This is a genomic window from Cupriavidus nantongensis (assembly GCF_001598055.1).
Lineage (GTDB): Bacteria > Pseudomonadota > Gammaproteobacteria > Burkholderiales > Burkholderiaceae > Cupriavidus > Cupriavidus nantongensis.
In genome coordinates this window covers 1,651,844-1,670,774 of record NZ_CP014844.1, presented here as the reverse complement: position 1 = coordinate 1,670,774, position 18,931 = coordinate 1,651,844, and the positions used below count along the sequence as shown (strand labels likewise).

The 18,931-nt window shown below is 65.0% G+C and carries 24 protein-coding genes; 23 read left to right on the top strand and 1 reads right to left on the bottom strand.

Going from position 1 to position 18,931, the window contains the following annotated elements:
* Positions 1–62 precede the first annotated feature (62 nt).
* The 12 genes from A2G96_RS07755 to A2G96_RS07700 all read left to right on the top strand — a co-directional run bounded on the left by A2G96_RS07755 (position 63) and on the right by A2G96_RS07700 (position 10,467).
* Positions 63–950 (top strand): hypothetical protein, encoded by an 888-nt coding sequence (locus A2G96_RS07755; RefSeq protein ID WP_150124067.1) that lies wholly within the window; start codon positions 63–65, stop codon positions 948–950.
* Positions 951–2,561, top strand: a complete 1,611-nt coding sequence (locus A2G96_RS07750; protein ID WP_062798282.1) for a YqaJ viral recombinase family protein — start codon at positions 951–953, stop codon at positions 2,559–2,561.
* Positions 2,562–2,595: 34 nt separating this feature from the next.
* Positions 2,596–3,099, top strand: a complete 504-nt coding sequence (locus A2G96_RS07745) for a hypothetical protein (RefSeq protein ID WP_062798280.1) — start codon at positions 2,596–2,598, stop codon at positions 3,097–3,099.
* Positions 3,100–3,500: 401 nt separating this feature from the next.
* Positions 3,501–4,373 carry a hypothetical protein gene (locus A2G96_RS07740; RefSeq protein ID WP_062798278.1) on the top strand — a complete coding sequence of 291 codons (873 nt, stop codon included), beginning with the start codon at positions 3,501–3,503 and terminating at the stop codon, positions 4,371–4,373.
* 2 nt (positions 4,374–4,375) lie between these two features.
* The gene (locus A2G96_RS07735) at positions 4,376–4,633 is read left to right on the top strand and encodes a hypothetical protein (RefSeq protein ID WP_062798275.1); all 258 of its coding nucleotides are present in this window, start codon (positions 4,376–4,378) and stop codon (positions 4,631–4,633) included.
* Between the two features lie 5 nt (positions 4,634–4,638).
* Positions 4,639–5,112, top strand: a complete 474-nt coding sequence (locus A2G96_RS07730; protein WP_062798272.1) for a hypothetical protein — start codon at positions 4,639–4,641, stop codon at positions 5,110–5,112.
* A gap of 4 nt (positions 5,113–5,116) precedes the next feature.
* Positions 5,117–5,530, top strand: a complete 414-nt coding sequence (locus A2G96_RS07725; protein WP_062798270.1) for a hypothetical protein — start codon at positions 5,117–5,119, stop codon at positions 5,528–5,530.
* Positions 5,531–5,534: 4 nt separating this feature from the next.
* The gene (locus A2G96_RS07720) at positions 5,535–5,867 is read left to right on the top strand and encodes a hypothetical protein (protein WP_062798267.1); all 333 of its coding nucleotides are present in this window, start codon (positions 5,535–5,537) and stop codon (positions 5,865–5,867) included.
* A gap of 1 nt (position 5,868) precedes the next feature.
* A complete protein-coding gene (locus A2G96_RS34015) occupies positions 5,869–7,527 on the top strand; it encodes a hypothetical protein (protein ID WP_197672302.1) in 1,659 nt (552 codons plus the stop codon).
* Positions 7,524–9,317, top strand: coding sequence for a DNA cytosine methyltransferase (locus A2G96_RS07710; RefSeq protein ID WP_062798265.1), 1,794 nt, complete (start codon positions 7,524–7,526; stop codon positions 9,315–9,317). The genes A2G96_RS34015 and A2G96_RS07710 overlap by 4 nt, the downstream gene beginning before the upstream one ends.
* Positions 9,314–10,174 carry a DNA adenine methylase gene (locus tag A2G96_RS07705; protein WP_062798264.1) on the top strand — a complete coding sequence of 287 codons (861 nt, stop codon included), beginning with the start codon at positions 9,314–9,316 and terminating at the stop codon, positions 10,172–10,174. Before A2G96_RS07710 ends, A2G96_RS07705 begins: the two co-directional genes overlap by 4 nt.
* Complete coding sequence (locus A2G96_RS07700; protein ID WP_231909625.1) at positions 10,171–10,467, top strand: hypothetical protein; 297 nt, start codon at positions 10,171–10,173, stop codon at positions 10,465–10,467. Before A2G96_RS07705 ends, A2G96_RS07700 begins: the two co-directional genes overlap by 4 nt.
* Before the next feature lie 21 nt (positions 10,468–10,488).
* Here A2G96_RS07700 and A2G96_RS07695 read toward each other — a convergent pair whose 3' ends face one another.
* Complete coding sequence (locus tag A2G96_RS07695; RefSeq protein ID WP_150124066.1) at positions 10,489–10,749, bottom strand: hypothetical protein; 261 nt, start codon at positions 10,747–10,749, stop codon at positions 10,489–10,491.
* A 44-nt stretch (positions 10,750–10,793) separates the two neighbouring features.
* On the opposite strand from A2G96_RS07695, the gene A2G96_RS07690 reads away from it, so the two are divergent.
* The 11 genes from A2G96_RS07690 to A2G96_RS07645 all read left to right on the top strand — a co-directional run bounded on the left by A2G96_RS07690 (position 10,794) and on the right by A2G96_RS07645 (position 18,745).
* Entirely contained in the window at positions 10,794–11,270 is a 477-nt protein-coding gene (locus A2G96_RS07690) for an ASCH domain-containing protein (protein WP_062798262.1), read from the top strand.
* Positions 11,267–11,926, top strand: coding sequence for a hypothetical protein (locus tag A2G96_RS07685; RefSeq protein WP_062798261.1), 660 nt, complete (start codon positions 11,267–11,269; stop codon positions 11,924–11,926). The genes A2G96_RS07690 and A2G96_RS07685 overlap by 4 nt, the downstream gene beginning before the upstream one ends.
* Complete coding sequence (locus A2G96_RS07680) at positions 11,923–12,288, top strand: hypothetical protein (RefSeq protein WP_062798259.1); 366 nt, start codon at positions 11,923–11,925, stop codon at positions 12,286–12,288. Before A2G96_RS07685 ends, A2G96_RS07680 begins: the two co-directional genes overlap by 4 nt.
* 14 nt (positions 12,289–12,302) lie before the next feature.
* Positions 12,303–12,860: a YfbR-like 5'-deoxynucleotidase gene (locus A2G96_RS07675; RefSeq protein WP_062798251.1), complete on the top strand. Its 558-nt coding sequence runs from the start codon at positions 12,303–12,305 to the stop codon at positions 12,858–12,860.
* Positions 12,857–13,381, top strand: coding sequence for a DUF1643 domain-containing protein (locus tag A2G96_RS07670; RefSeq protein ID WP_062798248.1), 525 nt, complete (start codon positions 12,857–12,859; stop codon positions 13,379–13,381). The genes A2G96_RS07675 and A2G96_RS07670 overlap by 4 nt, the downstream gene beginning before the upstream one ends.
* 30 nt (positions 13,382–13,411) lie before the next feature.
* Entirely contained in the window at positions 13,412–13,573 is a 162-nt protein-coding gene (locus A2G96_RS33690) for a hypothetical protein (protein WP_154676078.1), read from the top strand.
* Entirely contained in the window at positions 13,561–15,237 is a 1,677-nt protein-coding gene (locus A2G96_RS07665; RefSeq protein ID WP_082818868.1) for a recombinase family protein, read from the top strand. Before A2G96_RS33690 ends, A2G96_RS07665 begins: the two co-directional genes overlap by 13 nt.
* Before the next feature lie 93 nt (positions 15,238–15,330).
* Positions 15,331–15,915 carry an NUDIX hydrolase gene (locus tag A2G96_RS07660; protein ID WP_062798246.1) on the top strand — a complete coding sequence of 195 codons (585 nt, stop codon included), beginning with the start codon at positions 15,331–15,333 and terminating at the stop codon, positions 15,913–15,915.
* Between the two features lie 40 nt (positions 15,916–15,955).
* Positions 15,956–16,708 (top strand): leucyl/phenylalanyl-tRNA--protein transferase, encoded by a 753-nt coding sequence (gene aat / locus A2G96_RS07655; RefSeq protein WP_062798244.1) that lies wholly within the window; start codon positions 15,956–15,958, stop codon positions 16,706–16,708.
* A 77-nt stretch (positions 16,709–16,785) separates the two neighbouring features.
* Entirely contained in the window at positions 16,786–17,583 is a 798-nt protein-coding gene (locus A2G96_RS07650; RefSeq protein WP_062798242.1) for an arginyltransferase, read from the top strand.
* Positions 17,584–17,704: 121 nt separating this feature from the next.
* The gene (locus A2G96_RS07645) at positions 17,705–18,745 is read left to right on the top strand and encodes a quinone-dependent dihydroorotate dehydrogenase (RefSeq protein WP_062802104.1); all 1,041 of its coding nucleotides are present in this window, start codon (positions 17,705–17,707) and stop codon (positions 18,743–18,745) included.
* Positions 18,746–18,931 lie beyond the last annotated feature (186 nt).

Here is an 18,931-nt window from a genome sequence, read left to right as displayed (position 1 = left end):
AACTAGAACTCGTCACCGCCGAATCCGGCACGGCCGCGCTGCTCAACAAGAGCGAGATCGACATGCAGATCGCGACGGCACACAAGTTTCCGCGCAGCATCAAGCGCTTCCGCGATGAGGCTTTGGCGATGGTCACCTTGAACGAGAACATCGCGCAAGAGTGCATCTACGCGTTGCCGCGGGATGGCAAGACCATCGAAGGGCCGAGCGCGCGCTTCGCCGAGGTCGTCGCCTCCGCATGGGGAAACAGCCGCGCTGGCGCTCGCGTCATCAACGACCAGGGCGAGTTCGTGACCGCGCAAGGCGTATTCCATGACCTGGAGCGCAACGTCGCCATCACGTACGAAGTTCAGCGCCGCATTACCGACAAGAACGGCAAGCGCTACAAGCCCGACATGATCGGCGTGACAGCCAACGCTGCATGCTCGATCGCGCTGCGCAACGCCATCCTGAAAGGCGTTCCGAAGGCGTTCTGGTCGGACATGTACGAGCAAGCGCGTGAAACCGCGATCGGTAACGTGCAGACCCTGGCCAACCGCCGCGCGCGCGCCCTGTCGGTGTTGCAGCGCTACGGTGTCTCGCCCGAGAAGGTCTTCGCGTTCCTGGGCGTGGCTGGTCAGGAAGACATCACCGTCGAGCATCTGACCACCCTCTTCGGCATCACTACTTCGCTGAAGGAAGGCGAGGCCACTGCTGAGGACGTCTTCACCGGCGAGGTCCGAAACGCCGCGCCGGCCGCTGAAGGCCAGGCACCGCGCGCCGATGCCAAAAAGCCGGCATGCACCCCGGAGGCATTCGAAAAGAAGAAAGGCGGCTGGAAGAAGGCCATAGAGTCCGCACAGAAGACCGTCAACGAGGTCATCGCCATGATCGAAACCAAGGAAACCCTGAGCGACGACCAGAAGATGGAAATCGCATCGTGGGCCGCCCCCGCCGCAGAGGACAACTAAATGCAGATCCAGAACCTGGTGCAAGGCACCACCGAATGGCAACACTTCCGCCTCTCGTACCACGGCGCGAGCGAGGCAGCCGCCATGCTCGGCCTGTCGCCATACATGAAGCGCACCGAGCTGCTGCACATCAAGCACACTGGTACGCCGAAGGAATTCAGCGACTTCGTGCAGGAGCGCATCCTTGACCACGGCCACCAGGTCGAGGCGCTTGCCCGACCGCTGGTCGAAGAAGACCTTGGTGAGGATCTGTACCCCGTCACCTGCTCCGATGGCCGCATTTCCGCTTCGTGCGACGGCCTGACCATGGACGGCGAGACGGCATTCGAGCACAAGCAGTGGAATGCCGACCTCGCCGCCAGCGTGGCCGACGGGATCGTGCCAGACAGCCACATGCCCCAGTGCCAGCAGATCCTGATGGTGACCGGCGCCAAGCGCGTCATCTTCGTCGTGTCGGACGGCACTCGCGAGAACATGGTGGACTCCGAGGTCACGCCCGACTCGGATTGGTTCGATCGCATCCGCGCCGGCTGGGAGCAGTTCGAGAAGGATCTGGCCGAGTACGTGCCTCAGGCCGTCGAAGTGAAGCCGCTCGGCCGTACCCCCGAGACCCTGCCCGCCCTGCTGGTCGAGGTGACCGGCCACGTGACGGCCAGCAACCTCCGGGATTACCGCGAGCACGCCCTCGCCGTGTTTGCCGGCATCAACAAGGACCTGTCGAGCGATCAGGACTTTGCCGACGCCGAGAAGACGGTGAAGTGGTGCGGCATGGTCGAGGAACGTCTGGCCGCCGCCAAACAGCATGCGCTGTCGCAGACGGCGAGCATCGACGAGCTGTTCCGCACTATCGACGACATCAGCGCCGAGGCCCGCCGCGTACGTCTCGACCTGGACAAGCTGGTGACGCGTCGCAAGGTCGAAGTGAAGGAATCCATCATCCGTGGCGGCCGCGATACGTATGCCAAGCACATCCAGTCGCTGAAAGCTGAGACCGGGGGCGCCTGGGTGGATCTCGGCATACCCGACTTCGCTGGAGCGGCCAAGGGCAAGCGCTCGGTATCGAGCATTCAGGATGCCGTCGATACGCTGTTGGCCAACGCCAAGATCGAAGCCGATGCGTCGGCGAAGCGCATCCGCTCAAACGTCGCCTTCCTCGACAAGGAAATCGTCGGCTACGAGTTCCTGTTCGCCGACCGCGTTGCCCTGGCAACGAAGCAACTGGACGACCTGCGCCTGGTGGTGTCGAGCCGGATCGACAAGCACAAGGCCGACGAGGAAGCCGATCGCGAGCGCATCCGAAAGGAAGAGCAGCAGAAGCTGGAGCGCGAAGCCGCCGAGAAAGCCGCGGCAGAGAAGGCTGCTGCCCAGGCGCCCGCACCAGCGCCCGCCCCTACCCCGACTCGGCCCACCCCAACGGCTGCACGCGTCCCTATGGGTTCGGCGCAGCGCGGCGCGCCCGTTATGCAAATGGCACGCCGCCCGCAGCCACCGTCGCGCCCGACGGACGCCGAGATCATCAGCGCCCTGGTCAGCCACTTCGAGGCCACCGAGGCCGAGGTGATCGGTTGGCTCTGCGAACTCGACTTCTCGTCCTTCGACGCCGCCGCCTAATCCCCGCCCTCTCATCTTCTACGGAGCCCAAGGAATGCTCGAACTCGAAAACCAGATGGTGAAGATCCTGCACGTGAACGTGCGCAACGAGAAGCACGGCGACGAGCCAGTGCTCGGGATGGATCTTCGCCTCCGCGCCCGCGTGTCAAACGACTCGCTGGCCATGTTCTCGACGACGCTGAAGTCCAGCTTCTACCACAAGGACGACAGCGTGCAGGGCGACTTGGTCACTACCGCCGATCACCTGCCGAATCTGAAGAACCCAAAGCTGGGCATGCAGAAGTGGGAAGGCACTTGGGAACACCAACTGCTGACTATCCATCACAAGGTCAAGAAGGAAGACGACATCAAGCTCGACGATGTCCGCGTCAAGAAGCTGGTCTTTGACATGCAGGAAGGCGGCACTGTTTTCATCGATTTCACCGCGCAGGCGCACCCGGACGAGAAGGTCAGCGCCCGGCTGATCGCGCTGCTTGGTCAGGAAGTGCACATGAGCCTGACTGTAGACGAGGACGCGCAGGAAGAAGTCGAAGACTAAATGCACCCCGAGAGGGTCGCGCGGCAGAGCACCGCTGCAATCCGACTGCCGGCCGAGAACTGGTCGACAGAAGGTACGACCGCCATGAGATGCCAGAAGCCGAGCCTCCGGCAACTGGCTGGCCCCTGTACCGCTGCAGGGCACCCGGCGCAAGAAGTCCCCACCGCGGGGGAATGACGCGTCGCCGCACGAGGGTAAGCGGCAACCGATCAACGGGGGAAAGCGGATGTCCGAGCCAGGGACTAACCGTGTGGACGGCGGAACGCAGCGAGTACCCCACCCTTTCAACGGGCAGGCCGGCGACGGGACAACGCCGAGTCCCGATAAATAGCGCGCGACACCCTTACTCCTTTGGTTGGAAAGTCGCCGGCCCGCCCACCCCTTCATCGAGCGCACAAGACATGGAAGAGATCACCAAGGCAATGCCGATCGAGATGGTCGGCCACGTCGGCAAATGCCAGAGCCACCCAGGCGGCTATGAGCACGCTGCGAAGGTCGGCTACTCGAAGCCGAGCGCGTCGCAAATCGCAGCGTACGCGATGCGTGCATTGGAGGCTGCCCGCGCCAAGGACCTCGAGGCGCATGAGAAGAACCTCGCGGCGTTGGCACACAACCAGGCGCTTCGCGAGCGAGTTATTGCCTTGATGAAGGCGGCCGGCATCCCCGATACCTGGTCAGAGCGGGACCATGCCTCGCGGGCGCGCTATCCCAAGAGCAGGACAGTGTCCGCCGGATACCTGGGTGACCTCGCCAAGCATGTGGTCGTGTCCGACGGCTTTGCCTCCGCCACTTCGACCTATGAATCCCTGAAGAAGCGCTACGAGGAATATGCAGCGACCGCCGCGCAAGAAGCAAAGCGTGCCGAGCAGCTGCGCGAGGCCGAAGCAGAGCGCCAGAAGGAAGAACGGCGCAAGAACATTGCCCTGGCGTCGATCATCCTGCGCTACGGCCTCGACCAGGATTCAGATTGGCCGGATGTGCTGGAGGCCCTGTGCGCGAAGCACCAGCGCCTTGATCTGGCGGTAGCCATGCAGCAGACGCGCGGCGACTGGTCGGAAGGCCCTTATCGCGTCCGCAATGCGCTGGACCGCTTCCAGATCGAGACCACCGAAGACAAGGACATCGCGAACGACATCCTGGCCTGCCTGGAGGACTTCTGCGACGGCCGCGTCTTTCGCGACACGACCTGGAGCTATGACCGCCTCTTCGCCTCCGTCGAAGACCAGCAGCTTGCGGCGGATGTGCAGCAGGCAGCCATCAACGTGAGGGACTGACCATGCGCACCTTCTGGTTGAAGTTCAACGATTATCCTGCCGGCTGCGTCGAGGCGAAGAGCGAGTCTGACGCCAAAGAGATTGCAAAAGAGGTCACTGGCCACGAGGCGGCGTCCTGCGAGTCGCTGCCCTATCCAGCGCAGCCGCGCATCAATAAGTACGTAGACCCCAAGTACGGCGTGTGCCCTTCGTTCTGCTTCAAGCCGGAGCAATGCGCAGGACATACGGCGTGCCCTCAACCCTATTCCTGCGTGGAGTGACCAGCATGCAAGCCATCACCGAAGAATCGAAGGTTCACCAGCAGTGGTACGTCGACGCCAAGGCCATGACCGTTGAGACGCTGCCCGCTTTCATCCAGAAGCTGACCACCGAATATCACCACGACTACGGCACGATCTGCCACGCGATCGCGGCGGCCGGTATCGCTGCGATGTGGGCCGTGGAGCGTGCTCCCTGCGGCGGCATCACCGGCTTTCAAGGCGGTGCGATCACGTGGCAGGTACTTCAGCACTGGCAAGGCATCCAAGGGCCTGCCCGCATTGTCGAATTCGATCTGATGCGCTTCCCCCAGTACGAGTCGAAGTTCGCAGCGATTCCGCGTGAAGCGTGGGAACACCTGCAGAAGAAGGCGGCAGCCGACCTCGCTGGCGGCAGCGCCAACATGCATCCGAACGTGGTGGCCCATATGGAAAGCATCGTGGCCGGCAGCGTGCCATTCGGATATCGCATCGAGGACTGATGCCATGACCCAGCGACCTCTCACCCCGCGCGGCCACCAGCACGCTGAAGCCTTCTGCCTGATGCGCTACTCCTGCGGCTGCGGCCACAGCGAAATCATCTGGAACAGCCGAGACGGGGTAACGGCTTTCACGGTGCCATGCCCGAGCTGCGGCGACCGCATGGGCCTGAAGCACGTGAACTGGGGCGCGGATTTCTGCGCACCGAACCACAAGCCTCACTTTGGACAGCGAGTCTGGATCGGCATGACGGAAGAGCGCGCGACCACTTTAGCTATGCGCCGCATTGCTGAGGTAAAGACGCGCTATGGCGACGAACTCAGCGACCGTTTGGCGGGCATCGTCAAGGACATCTGGCGCGAAGGCGAAACGCCGGACCTACGCGTCCAGGGCGCCGACTACCACCACCCTGAGGCATAACACCATGGACTGGCCCATCGGAACCCCCGTCAGCAAGGCAACGCGTCGCCTGAACGAGGACATCGTTGACCTCGCAGCCGACTCGACAGCGCTCAAGCGTGAGAACGCAACACTCCGGCGAAAGCTCGATAACGCCGAGCGTGCGCTGGCACAGGCAAACGAGATCCTCAGCATCGTGCGCGATTCGAACTCCATGGCAGCGCTCCAGATCGCACAGATGGAAAAGCTGGCAGTCGAGCTCAAGCGCGCCGCAGTAAAGCACCCGCATCAGCCGCTGTCCCGCTGGGTGAAGTTCGGGCCGATGGCGATTCTTCTCGCCTCGATTAAGGACCAATGACATGAGCGAATCGATTACGCCGGCGCAATGCACTGACGCCGATTGGAAGCTGGCTCGCAAATGCGGGTTGTTCACTGCGACGCCTGGCACCAACACATGGGACGCGGCCCTTGGCCGGTTTGCCGAAAGCTTACGCGCCGGTTGGACGCAGCGCCCGCAGATCACGGCCGTCGATCTGCTGCGCGCCGTTATCCAGCGCCCGGACCTCACTGCCGACCAGCGCGAACGCTTCGTGCAGGATGTGCTGGCCGGCCGCGATGAGATCATCCTGGCTGGCAGTAACTTCCAAACCATGGCCGAACTGCTGGCAGCATCACCATCAACCATCGCAGCAACCAGTGCCAGCGAGCAACAGGCTGAGCTGGTTGCGCTGCCGTTTGCTGTGCTGGATGCCCTGCGCTTCTACGCTAATGGCAGCCACTTTACCCTGTCAGACGAAACAGCTTGGGACACGGTATCGGGTGAGCCGCAGAACTTCTGGTGCGACGATGCTGGCACCGCTACCGTTGAGGATGGCAGCATCGCTAAGGCCGTTCTTCAAGGCAAGGCTTTCGACGTTGAAGAACCTGAGCCGGCCATCGAAGGCGAGGCATTTACGGCCCCTACGGTGAGTGCATCGCCCGCGCCGTTTCAGACGCGCGTCCAACCGTGGATGATGGAATGCTTCGGTGCCCAGATCGCAGCGGACCAGCAGGAACGCAATCACCGCTTCCTCGAAGAGGCATTGGAGCTGGTGCAGGCTTGCGGCGCCACGGCCAGCGAGGCGCACCAGCTTGTCGACTACATCTACGGCCGGCCCGTTGGCGACAAGCACCAGGAAGCTGGCGGCGTGATGGTCACGCTCGCAGCGCTATGCCTGGCGCAAGGACTGGACATGGATGCGGCCGGCGAAGCAGAGCTCGCCCGCATCTGGACGAAGGTCGAGCAGATCCGCGCGAAGCAAGCGGCCAAACCGAAACACTCGCCGCTGCCTGAGCACGTGCCGAGCGCAGCGCCTGCCGCGCTGACGGATGATCAACGCGAGAAGGTATCCGAAGCAGTGGCCGGCGCGCTGGGCAATGCCTATGACTGCATGCGTGTGTGGTCGGCGTGGGGCATGGGTACGATGGGGCGGGATGACTTTGCATTGGTCGCGGAAGATTCCGACCGCGTGGCGGAAATCGCCGACGCTGCAATCGGCGCCATCCTAGCCCAAGCCGCCCCGATAGCCAGCGCGCCAGAGTGCAGCACCTGCGGCGGCTTCGTTCATGTGCATGACGCGACCGGCGAGTATCGCGGCGAGTGCCAGCACTGCGCCGTGAGCGCATCACCTTCCCTGCCCGAGCGCGACACCAGCAAGCCGGCCGAGCAGCAGGGGCTGTTCCGCAAATTCGACGTGCGCCGCACCGATGGCTGCGACGCGCCCGGTGGCAAGCACCACGGCTGCCGGTATTTTGTGCTGGACCTCGACCATGATGCGCACGCGCCGGCCGCGCTCCGAGCCTACGCCGCAAGCTGTGCCGCCACGCACCCGCAGTTGTCCACCGACCTGGTACGTGAGTTCGGCACCCCACTCCCGACGCGGGCTCTCTCCAGTCTGGAACTGAAAACTGTCATGTGCTTCGATACGCCACCCTGCGCCGGCGTCGCCAAGCCGCTGAACGGCAAGGAGCAGGCATGATCGTCCGCGAATACAAGACGTTCGGCTTCTGCTGCGGCCTCGGCGGCGGCGCCAAGGGCTTCAAGAAGGCTGCCTCGCAGGTGGGCAACATGGTGGCCACATGGAAGTGCATCGGCGGCATCGATGTCGACCCGGCAGCAGCGCGCGACTTCGAGACACTGGTCGGCGTGCCGTGCACGGTCATGGATTTGTTCACCCGTCAGCAGTACACGGCGTTCCACGGTAACGAGCCGCCGGCTGGCTGGCGAGAGGCCACGCCCGCAGACATCCGCCGCGCAGCCGGCAACGAGCGGCCGAACTGCGTGTTCATCTCGTCGCCTTGCAAGGGCGCGTCTGGGCTCCTCTCCGAGACGCTGAGCCGCACGCCCAAGTACCAGGCGCTGAACGAGCTGACGCTGCGCTGCGTCTGGCTGATGTGCGAAGCCTGGAAGGACGACCCGGTCGAGCTGATCGTCTTCGAGAACGTGCCGCGGCTGGCTACGCGCGGCCGGCATCTGCTGGACCAGATCAACCAGATCCTGCGCCACTATGGCTATGCCGTGAACGAGACGACTCACGACTGCGGCGAACTGGGTGGACTGGCGCAGAGCCGCAAGCGCTTTCTGCTGGTGGCACGCCACATGGAGAAGGTACCCGCCTTCCTGTACGAGCCAGAGTTGCGTCGCCTGCAGGGCGTCGGTACCGTGCTCGGCCGCATGCCGCAACCTGGTGACGCCGCAGGCGGGCCGATGCATCGCGTGCCGTCGCTGCAGTGGAAGACTTGGGTCCGCTTGGCATTCGTCGAGGCTGGTAGCGACTGGCGCAGCTTGAACCGCCTAGAAGTCGTCGACGGTCACCTGCGGGATTACCTGATCATGCCGGAACGCCGAAACGGCGCGCTGGGCGTACTGGACTGGAACGAGCATGCTGGCGCGGTCGCTGGCGAGTCGCTGCCCAGCAATGGAACGTTCTCGATCGCCGACCCACGCGGGCCCGCCAACGCCGCGCAGTACCAGCAATACGGCGTGTTGCGCTGGAGCGAGTCCTCGGGAACGATCACCGCGGGCACGAACCCTGGCCAGGGCACGTTCAGCGTGGCCGACCCGCGCCACGCCGGCCCGACCAAGCATAACAACGAGTTCCGGATCGTGCCGTGGCACCTGGCCGCCGGCGCCGTCACCAGCGCGCACGGCACCGGTCAGTGTGTGCAGGACCCGCGCGCGTCGACGGGCTTCGAGGGCGCAGGCAAGTACCGGATCACCGGCTACGACGAGCCGGCCGGCACCGTCATCGCGCGCAGCGACACCGGCCAGGGCGCGTACGCGGTCGCTGACCCGCGCCCTGGCATGCGGCGCGAGCGCGGCGACCACTACCTGACTGGCGGGCATTACGGCGTTGTGGGCTGGGATCAGCCCAGTGGTGCGGTGTCGGCAGCTGCTGGCCACGACAACGGCCGGTGGTCGGTGGCTGACCCACGCCTGCCGGCGGCGAACGACAAGCTCGTGGCCATCATCCGCGCCCTCGACGGTACTTGGCACCGCCCGTTCACCACGCTGGAACTGGCCGCGATCCAGTCACTGATCGAGCCGGAGGAATACCTGGAGCTAGATGGATTGAGCGATCAGGCCTGGCGCGAGCGCATCGGCAACGCGGTACCGCCGGACGCGGCCCAGGCTATCGCCGAGGTGATGGGCACCACCCTACTTCTGGCGGAGACCGGCGAGACGTTCATGCTGTCGGCCACACCCGTGTGGGTTCGCCCGGTGGCGATCGCGTTGACCGTTTCGCAACAGACGGAGGCTGCAGCGTGACCGTAAGCCGGCCAGTACTGCGCTACCACGGCAGCAAGTTCCGGCTTGCTCCATGGGTCATGGGCTTCTTCCCGACTCACACTTGCTACGTTGAGCCGTTCGGCGGCGGCGCGGGAATCCTACTGCAAAAGGACCGCGTGCCGGCCGAGTGCTACAACGACCTGGACGGCCAGGTGGTCAACGTCTTCCGCGTCCTGCGCGATCAGGACAAGGCGCTCGAGCTGCAGCGCCGCGTCGCACTGACGCCATTCTCGCGCGATGAATTCGATTGGTCGTATGAGCCGGTCGTCGACGACATTGATAGCGCGCACAAGATGATCGTGCGCTCCTTCTTCGGCCATGGCAGCGACAGCGCAACTCGCGGCTGCCGCACCGGATTCAGGTCGAAGCTGACAGAGGGACGGGGCCTGCCGTCTGCCGAATGGATGCGCTGGCCGGATGCAGTGCCCTCCTTTACTCGGCGCTTGCAGGGAGTACTGCTCGAGAACCGTGATGCGCTCGAGGTGATCGTCCGCATGGACAACCCGAACACGCTGATCTATGCGGATCCGCCGTACGCACATAGCACGCGCTCGGCAATCCAGGGGCGGTCAGCCAAGACGCACGGGTACCGCCATGAGATGACCGATGACGACCATCGCCGTTTGGCCGCAGTACTTCACAGCTCGAGCGCGATGGTGGTCCTTTCCGGTTACCCCTCCGACCTCTACGACGATGAACTGTTTCCGCAGTGGGAGCGCCACGAGCGCCGCCACATGGCGGACGGCGGACGGGCGCGCACCGAAGTGGTTTGGATTAATCCCGCATGCTCTATCGCGCTCGAGCGTCAGCGTGCACAGATGGAACTGATCGCATGATGAACACGAACCGACTCAGCGCCGCCGAGGCGAGAGAGATCGCCGGCCCAACGCCGTCCGAGCGCGTCGACGCAGCCCTGGACCGGATCCGCGCGGCCGCTGAGAACAAGAAGCGCTCGGTGTCTCTGCACGAAGACTTCTGGGTCAACGGAGGCTATGGCAGCGACCGTAGCACCCTGCTGGCCAAGCAGTACGACGAGGCCGTGAAGCAGCTAAAGGAGCTCGGCTACAAGGTTCGGTTCTTCTACGAGGAGCGGCAGTTCGTGGATATGTACACCGTCGTGGAGTGGTAACCGACCATGGTCCCCGCACAGTCACTCGCCTTCGGCATCCGGGATCTCGTCCTCAAAGAGGTCCGGGTAGTCTTCGCGCCGGGCCTCGCCTCTCGCAACCATCTGCCGCACGTAGTCTTCGGCTTCCTCCCATTCCTCATCAAGAGTGGGCATCCCATTCGCCTTTTGGAGCGCGTTGTAAGTCTCGATCCTGGCGCCCAGTTCAGCCGCCATCCCGGCGATTTGAAGGGCCGCCCCTGTGCCCAGCTCTTCCTCGAGCTTCTTGTCGAAAAACTTGGTCATGGGTGCCATATCGGCAACCAATCCGAATACCTGAGCGTGAACCAATGAATAAGCGTTCCATCCTCACTAGCCCCTTGCCGACCAAGGCGCTGTCCATCCGCCAGCCGTGGGCCTGGCTAATTGTCCAAGGGTTCAAGGACATTGAAAACCGCACTTGGTCGACCAAACATCGCGGCCCTACGCTGATCCACGCCAGCAAGGGCATAACGCGGCAGGAGTACGAGGACGTGGCGGACTTCGTGCGCAACCTGAACCGCGCAGACTTTCTGACCGGCAATGAAGCCGCTCCTATCGTGCTGCCTGCTTTAGAGGAGCTGCAGCGCGGAGGCATCGTTGGCGTCGCCACCATCACCGACTGCGTACCCTCTTGGGCGGCCCGCGTGTCGCAATGGCATATGGAAGGTCAGTTCGGCTTTCAGATCACTGATGCCAAGGCGCTCCCCTTCGTGCCGTGCAAGGGCGCACTCGGCTTCTTCGACGTACCAGCCGATGTGCTGGCTGCACTCCGGGAGCACGCGTGACGAACTACCCCTTGACCTGGCCCGCCGGCTGGCCGCGCAAAACCGACGCCCAGCGCGCGGACGCCCGCTTCGGTCGCAAGGACCGTCGCACGGTCAACTACACGAACGGCGCCAGCTCGTCGTACACCACCACCAAGGCGCTCACCGTGTCCGACGGCGTGAACCGCGTGCTCGACGAGTTAGCACGCCTCGGGGCGCGGCCGGCCTTCACCGTCATCAGCACGAACGTGGTGACCCGCCTGGACGGGCTGCCGCGCTCGGGGCAGCGCGAGCCCGCCGACCCGGGCGCCGCGGTCTACTGGCAGGACCGCACCGGCGCCCCGCGCGTGATGGCCATCGACCAGTACCGAGCGGTAGCTGACAACCTGGCCGCAATCGCTGCCACGCTGGAGGCGCTGCGCGCGATCGAGCGCCACGGCGGGGCGCAGATCCTCGACCGGGCCTTTACCGGCTTCACCGCCCTCCCGTCGCCCGCGGCGGCGCGCACCTGGCGCGAGGTGATCGGCGTCGGGCCGGCCGAACGTGACCTCACCGCTGTGCGTGCCGCGTATCGACGCCGCGCACAGGCCGCGCACCCGGACCGGCCCGGCGGCTCGCACGACGAGATGGCACAACTCACCGCCGCCATGCGGCAGGCCGAGGAGGAGTTGTCATGAGCGAATTCATGGTCGTGGCCGTCTGCCACACGACCCGCGACCACAGCTACATCACGTTCTGGCGGCCTGATGACCGCGGCTACACGCCGGTGGTGCCGCGCGCGGGCCGGTACAGCGGCGAGCAGATTGCCCAGCACCTCGCCTACTACAACACCGGCTATCACGTGGCGGTGCCTGTCGCGTTGATCGAGCGGCTGGGTACCGAGCCGCCCGTCGGCTTCTTCGACTATGGAGGCCCGGCCGTGCTCAACACGCGCGCCAACTGGAAGCTGATTCTGGCCGCGGCGCCATGGGCGACGAAGTATCCGCCCGAGCCTGAGCCGTTCCGCGGCCGTTTATCCCAAATTATTCCGAAACGCTAATTCAGGAGAAAGCCATGGAAGGCACACCTACCATCCTGTTGTCCACCGGCCGCTACTTCGACTTCACCAACCCGGGGCCGCTGACAGCTGAAGAAGTCGCCCATGCCCTGTCGAAGCTGTGCCGCTTCACCGGCCACTGCCGAGAGTTCTATAGCGTAGCGCAGCACAGCGTCGTGGTATCCCGCCTGGTACCGAAACATCTGCGTAAGCAGGCGCTCTTCCACGATGCGGTGGAGAGCGTTGTCGGCGACATGGTGAGCCCGCTGAAGCGCCTGTTTCCCGAGTACAAGGCGCTGGAAAAACGCTGCGAGGCAGCAATCCTAGCCGGTTTTGACCTTCCCTCAGAGCTTGATCCAGCCGTGAAGTATGCGGACCGCGTAGCACTCCGCACCGAGCAGCGAGACCTGATGAATAAGGACGGGGGGCTCTGGACCTCTCTGGACGGCATTGAACCGGTCCGAATGCGAATTTTTCCGCTACCGCCAGCAGCGGCCGAGATCATGTTCCTTGACACATACCGCGACCTGCTGCGGGCGCCTATTGTGCAAATCCATGGAGGCGCCCTTCAATGAAACGACTCGTTGAAACCACCCTCGACAGTGAGGCCGGCTGCATTCTCTCTGACTGCGAACAGTACCGGTACCGCCTCTGGCGCGCCTGGGACGCCAGCCGTCCGGCGCTGGGCTTCATCATGCTCAATCCGTCGACGGCCGACCACCAGGTCAACGATCCGACCATCACTAGGTGCATGCAGCGCGCCCTGGCCGGCAGGTACGGCCGACTGGAGGTGGTGAACCTATTCCCGTTGCGCTCCACTGAGCCGGACGGACTGCTGACCCATCCTGCACCGCTCGGAGATCGGCCAGACCCCAACGACGGCGCCATCATGGACGCGATCGACCAATGCTCCATGGTGATCTGCGCATGGGGCGCGCACAAGGCGGCGCCGGCGCGCGCGGCGGAAGTGCTGCGAATCGTCCGCATGTGCGGCCGTGGAAACCGGCTCTATCACCTCGGGCTGAATCAGGACGGTAGCCCGAAACATCCGCTCTACATCGCGGCCATAGTCCGGCCGCAGCCTTTCACAGCATGACGGGTAGTAGATTTCGATAGGAACCAAGCCATGAATAGACAACGACCGACGCTCGCGGCAGCGAACCCCACGGCCTGGCACCGCCTGCTGTTATTGCTTGCCGAACAAATAGCGGATGATGCGCTTTCGCTCTCCGAATCGAGCCCGCAACCATCTGCCATCGAGAATCAGGTTCCAGCATGCGCGCACTGATATACAGCCGCTTCTCGTCCGACAAACAACGAGAGTCCTCAATAGAGGATCAGGTCCGGATTTGTCGTGCACGGTGCGAAGCCGAAGGCTGCGAGGTTGTCGCCGAAATCGGAGATGAAGGAATTTCCGGCAGCACGCCGGTGTCGAATCGTCCGGCCGGCGCAAAGTTGCTGGCCGATGCCTTGGCCGAGCGCTTTGACGTGCTGGTGCTGGAAGGCCTTGATCGGCTTGCTCGGGACCAAGTTGAACAGGAGAGGATAGTCCGGCGGCTGGAGCACCGCGGCATCCGGATCATCGGCGTGAGCGATGGCTACGACAGCAAGATGGGCTCGCGCAAGATCATGCGGGGCGTACGTGGACTGATCAACGAACTGTATCTAGATGATCTGCGGCACAAGACGCACCGCGGACAGGAAGGCCAGTTCGAGCGCGGCTTCATCGTCGGCGGCAAGAGCTATGGCTATGACATCGTCCGGGACGCAGGCGGCAGCAGATATCAGGTCAACCAAGAGGAGGCCCGGCACGTCCGGTGGATTTTCGAAAAGTATGCCGCCGGCTGGAGCGCGCGCCGGATAGCGTATGCGCTCAACGAGATGAGGGTGCCATCGCCTCGCGGGCGCCTTTGGGCTGTGTCAGCGATCTTCGGGTCGGCTGCAAAGGGCTCCGGTCTGCTGAGCAACGAGCTGTACGTCGGCCGATATATCTGGAATCGATCACAGTGGATCAAGGACCCAGATACCGGGAAGCGTCAGCGCGTCGAGCGACCAGAGTCCGAATGGCACCGGGCCGAGCTGCCAGACCTCCAGATCGTGGACGACGAGACCTGGCTGGCGGTGCGGGCCCGCATGGATGCGCCGCGACTGTTGGGGGGGCGTGGGAAAGGACAAGCGCCGCGCACGCTGTTCAGCGGAATGCTGCGCTGTGCACTCTGTGGCGCCCCGGTCGTTTCCATCAACAGCACGCAGTACGGCTGCATCAACCGTAAGGACCGAGGACCGACGGTTTGCCCCGGCGTCGCGGTGGCCCGGGATCGGCTGGATACCCGACTTCTCGCCCTGGTCCGAGACGAGCTGTTCTCGCAAGCCGCGCTTGGCGAGCTGGAGCAGCTGGTACGCGCTACCATTGCTGAACGGCAGAAGGCCAGTAGCCGCGCGTCTAAGGCCACGCGTGAGAGGCTGGCCGAACTCGATGCGGAAATTGGTCGATTGGTCGACGCGATCGCCAAAGTCGGGATGTCGGATTCCCTGCAAAAGCGCCTGATGGCAGCCGAGGCGGAGAAGGCCAAGCTTGCCGTCATTCCCAGCGCCGTCGCGCCGGCGGCGCTGGCGAACGTCACCGACCTCATGGCGCTCATCAAGCGGCGGATTCTGTCGATTCAAGAGGCGTTGCGCCAGGGCGACACGGCACGGGCCCGTACAGTCCTGGCCGATATCTTCGGCCCGATCACGCTGGTGCGGCGGGATGACGCGGTGTATGCTGAGTTCGCAACTTCGGCGGAAACGATGCTATTGGCAGCAAGCGGCAAGCACTCTCTAGTGTCAACATCAGGCCCCCGCAACCAACCGCACAGATGCGCATCTGTGACGCCGTCAACGCAGACCAACCCGCCATCGGCGGGTTTTTTGTTTTTGTGCCGTCGCGCGGGGCCGCGGCACTGGCCGTGACGGTATCCGGCCCATGGTGCACCAGCACTCCTACGGCCCGTCGGTGCGCTCCGCGAGGGTGATACACTTTCGCCATTCTCCCGGACGCCCCTCATGAAATTCTGCTCGAACTGTGGTCATGCGGTCGTGTTGCGCGTGCCTGACGGCGACAACCGCCCGCGCAGTGTTTGCGACAACTGCGGCACCATCCACTACGTCAACCCCCGCAACGTGGTCGGAACGATTCCGGTCTGGGAAGACAAGATCCTGCTGTGCAAGCGCGCGATCGAGCCCCGCTACGGCTTCTGGACCCTGCCGGCGGGCTTCATGGAGATCGGCGAAACCACCGCCCAGGCGGCCTCGCGCGAAACGCTGGAAGAAGCCGGCGCGCGCGTGCAGGTGGGCGAGCTGTTTTCGATCCTGAACGTGCCGCATGTGCACCAGGTGCACCTGTTCTACCTCGCCACGCTCGACGATCTCGACATTGCGCCCGGCGAGGAAAGCCTCGAAGTGAAGCTGGTGGCAGAGGCCGATGTGCCCTGGGATGAACTGGCCTTCCCCACCGTGATCCATACCCTGCGCTGCTTCTTTGCCGACCGCGCCGCCGGCCGCCTGCAGGACGGCAGCTTCCGGCTGCACAGCCTGGATATCGACAAGCCCATGCGCCCGCTGACCAGCCGGGCCACGGTCACTCCCTGAGCGGCGGGCCCGCCGCGCACCGCCCTCCGGCGCAGCCCGCATGATTGCCTGGCTGGACCCGCAAGATCCGTTTCCCCCGGTCGAGCACGCGCTCGGGCCCGATTCCGAGGCCCCCGGCCTGCTTGCCGCCAGCCGCGAGTTGTCGCCGCAGCGGCTGCTGCTGGCGTATCGCCAGGGCATCTTCCCGTGGTATTCGAGCGGCCAGCCGGTGCTGTGGTGGAGCACCGATCCGCGCATGGTGCTGCCGCCGCCGGCATTGCGCGTCTCGGCCAACCTGCGCAAGACGCTGCGGCGCGTGCTGCGCGATGCCGACTGGGAAATCCGCGTCGACCATGATTTCGTGGCGGTGATGCGCGCCTGCGCCACCACGCCGCGCGAAGGCCAGGACGGCACCTGGATCACCGACGCCATCGTCGCCGCGTACGGCGCCCTGCACCGCAACGGCCTGGCCCACTCGGTCGAGAGCTGGTACCGCGGCGAGCGCGTGGGCGGCCTGTATGGCGTGGCGCTGGGGCGGATGTTCTTTGGCGAATCGATGTTTGCGCACCGCACCGACGCGTCCAAGATCGCGCTGGCGGCGCTGTGCGCGTTCCTCGGCAACCACGGCGTGGCGATGATAGACTGCCAGCAGGAAACCGACCACCTGGCCTCGCTGGGTGCGCGCCCCATCCCCCGCGCCGAGTTCGTGGCCCATGTGCGCGCGGCAACGGCACAGCCGGCGATCAGTCCGTGGCGGTTCGACAAATCGGTGCTGGAGCGCTGGGCCGGGACACCCGCCGCGCCGGCTGCCTGAATCCCGGCACGGGTGCCGACGCTGACGCGGCGGACCACCGTGCAGACCGCGCCGTCCCGCCCGGAGCCCCCTGAGTCATGAGCAAGCTGAAGGAACTACCGCTGTCCGCGCTGCAGTTCTATGCCACGGCGCCCTACGCTTGCAGCTATCTCGACGGCCGCATGGCGCGCTCCCAGGTGGCCACGCCGGCGCACCTGATCAACGCCGACGTCTATTCGCGGCTGGTGCGCGCGGGCTTCCGCCGCAGCGGCATCTTTACCTACCGCCCGTATTGCGACGATTGCCACGCCTGCACGCCGTGCCGCGTGCTGGTCGACCAGTTCACGCCGGACCGCTCGCAGCGCCGCGCATGGAACCGCCACCAGCACCTGCAGGCGCTGGTGGCGCCGCTGACCTACGTCGAAGAGCACTATTCGCTGTACCTGCTGTACCAGTCGCTGCGCCACGCCGGCGGCGGCATGGACCAGGACAGCCGCGACCAGTACGAGCAGTTCCTGCTGCAGAGCCGCGTCAACTCGCGCCTGGTCGAATTCCGCGATCCGCCCGGCTCGCCCGAGGCCGGCCGGCTGCGCATGGTCAGCATGATTGACGTGCTCGACGACGGGCTGTCGTCGGTCTACACCTTCTACGATCCGCTCGAGCGCAACGCCAGCTACGGCACCTACAACATCCTGTGGCAGATCCGCCAGACCCATGCGCTGGGCCTGCCGCACCTGTACCTGGGCTACTGGATCGCCGACAGCCGCAAGATGGCGTACAAGGCGCGCTTCCGGCCGCTGCAGGTGCTGACCGGCAACCACTGGCATGCGTTCGAGGACGTCGCCGCCGAGGCCACGGAAGCTGTCGCGCCGATGCCGCCCGCGACGAAGCCGTAGCCCTGCCAGGCCGCAGGCCGCCGCCGCGGCCGCCCCTGAGGCCATCCCCGCAGGCGGGCCAGCCGCTACAATGCCGCCCTGGTCCCGACTTCCGCGCCGCCCCGCCGGCCGCCTGCCCAACGTGCTCAACGCGCTCTATCCCCTGTTTCGCCCCGCCCTGTTCTCGATGGATGCCGAGGACGCCCACCATTTCACGCTGAACAACCTGCTGCGCGCCCATCGCATGGGCCTGGGCGGCTGCATCGGCAACCGCATCGCCGACGATCCGCGCACGGTCATGGGGGTGCGTTTTCCCAACCCGGTCGGCCTGGCCGCCGGGCTGGACAAGGACGGCGCCTATATCGACGGCCTCGCCGCGCTCGGCTTCGGCTTTATCGAGGTGGGCACGGTCACGCCGCGCGCGCAGCCGGGCAACCCGCGCCCGCGCATGTTCCGGCTGCCGCAGGCGGATGCGCTGATCAACCGCATGGGCTTCAACAACGGCGGCGTCGATGCCTTCGTCGCCAACGTGCAGGCGTCGCGCTGGAAGGCCGAGGGCGGCGTGCTGGGGCTGAATATCGGCAAGAACGCCGATACCCCGATCGAGCGCGCCAACGACGACTACCTGTACTGCCTGGAGCGCGTCTATCCGCACGCCAGCTATGTGACGGTCAATATCTCGTCGCCCAACACCAAGAACCTGCGCCAGCTGCAGGGCGCGAGCGAGCTCGACAGCCTGCTGTCGTCGCTGAAGGACGCGCAGCAGCGCCTGGCCGACCAGCACAAGCGCTATGTGCCGCTGGCGCTGAAGATCGCGCCCGATCTCGACGCCGACCAGATCGGCAATATCGGCGACGCGCTGGTGCGCCACCGGATCGACGGCGTGATCGCCACCAACACCACCATCTCGCGCGACGCGGTCAAGGGCCTGCCGCATGCCGACGAAGCCGGCGGCCTGTCCGGGCGCCCGGTGTTCGAAGCCTCGACCCGCGTGGTGCGTGCGCTGCACGGCGTGGTCGGCGACGCGGTGCCGATCATCGGCGTGGGCGGCATCTTTGGCGGCGCCGACGCGCGCGCCAAGACCGACGCCGGCGCCCAGCTGGTGCAGGTCTACAGCGGCCTGATCTATCGCGGCCCGGCGCTGGTGCGCGAATGCGCCGCGGCGCTGCGCGCAATTGCATGAAGATGCGGCCACCGCAATCAGGGTATTCCACAAGCAAATCCCGGTTCCCGCGCAATTAAATGCGCCTCGATGGCGGATAGCGGGCGTCTGACAGCATCGGATGCCCCACTTCCGCGTGATGACTGTGCATTTCGTGCGCGGGAAGTGGTATCCTCGCAGGCTTATCGCTGTCGCATCCGACGCGTC

Coding starts and splice junctions, on each gene's coding strand:
- A2G96_RS07755 (WP_150124067.1), top strand. CDS start 63: ATGCAGATCGCGACGGCACACAAGTTTCCGCGCAGCATCAAGCGCTTC.
- A2G96_RS07750 (WP_062798282.1), top strand. CDS start 951: ATGCAGATCCAGAACCTGGTGCAAGGCACCACCGAATGGCAACACTTC.
- A2G96_RS07745 (WP_062798280.1), top strand. CDS start 2,596: ATGCTCGAACTCGAAAACCAGATGGTGAAGATCCTGCACGTGAACGTG.
- A2G96_RS07740 (WP_062798278.1), top strand. CDS start 3,501: ATGGAAGAGATCACCAAGGCAATGCCGATCGAGATGGTCGGCCACGTC.
- A2G96_RS07735 (WP_062798275.1), top strand. CDS start 4,376: ATGCGCACCTTCTGGTTGAAGTTCAACGATTATCCTGCCGGCTGCGTC.
- A2G96_RS07730 (WP_062798272.1), top strand. CDS start 4,639: ATGCAAGCCATCACCGAAGAATCGAAGGTTCACCAGCAGTGGTACGTC.
- A2G96_RS07725 (WP_062798270.1), top strand. CDS start 5,117: ATGACCCAGCGACCTCTCACCCCGCGCGGCCACCAGCACGCTGAAGCC.
- A2G96_RS07720 (WP_062798267.1), top strand. CDS start 5,535: ATGGACTGGCCCATCGGAACCCCCGTCAGCAAGGCAACGCGTCGCCTG.
- A2G96_RS34015 (WP_197672302.1), top strand. CDS start 5,869: ATGAGCGAATCGATTACGCCGGCGCAATGCACTGACGCCGATTGGAAG.
- A2G96_RS07710 (WP_062798265.1), top strand. CDS start 7,524: ATGATCGTCCGCGAATACAAGACGTTCGGCTTCTGCTGCGGCCTCGGC.
- A2G96_RS07700 (WP_231909625.1), top strand. CDS start 10,171: ATGATGAACACGAACCGACTCAGCGCCGCCGAGGCGAGAGAGATCGCC.
- A2G96_RS07695 (WP_150124066.1), bottom strand. CDS start 10,749: ATGACCAAGTTTTTCGACAAGAAGCTCGAGGAAGAGCTGGGCACAGGG.
- A2G96_RS07690 (WP_062798262.1), top strand. CDS start 10,794: ATGAATAAGCGTTCCATCCTCACTAGCCCCTTGCCGACCAAGGCGCTG.
- A2G96_RS07680 (WP_062798259.1), top strand. CDS start 11,923: ATGAGCGAATTCATGGTCGTGGCCGTCTGCCACACGACCCGCGACCAC.
- A2G96_RS07675 (WP_062798251.1), top strand. CDS start 12,303: ATGGAAGGCACACCTACCATCCTGTTGTCCACCGGCCGCTACTTCGAC.
- A2G96_RS07670 (WP_062798248.1), top strand. CDS start 12,857: ATGAAACGACTCGTTGAAACCACCCTCGACAGTGAGGCCGGCTGCATT.
- A2G96_RS33690 (WP_154676078.1), top strand. CDS start 13,412: ATGAATAGACAACGACCGACGCTCGCGGCAGCGAACCCCACGGCCTGG.
- A2G96_RS07665 (WP_082818868.1), top strand. CDS start 13,561: ATGCGCGCACTGATATACAGCCGCTTCTCGTCCGACAAACAACGAGAG.
- A2G96_RS07660 (WP_062798246.1), top strand. CDS start 15,331: ATGAAATTCTGCTCGAACTGTGGTCATGCGGTCGTGTTGCGCGTGCCT.
- aat (WP_062798244.1), top strand. CDS start 15,956: ATGATTGCCTGGCTGGACCCGCAAGATCCGTTTCCCCCGGTCGAGCAC.
- A2G96_RS07650 (WP_062798242.1), top strand. CDS start 16,786: ATGAGCAAGCTGAAGGAACTACCGCTGTCCGCGCTGCAGTTCTATGCC.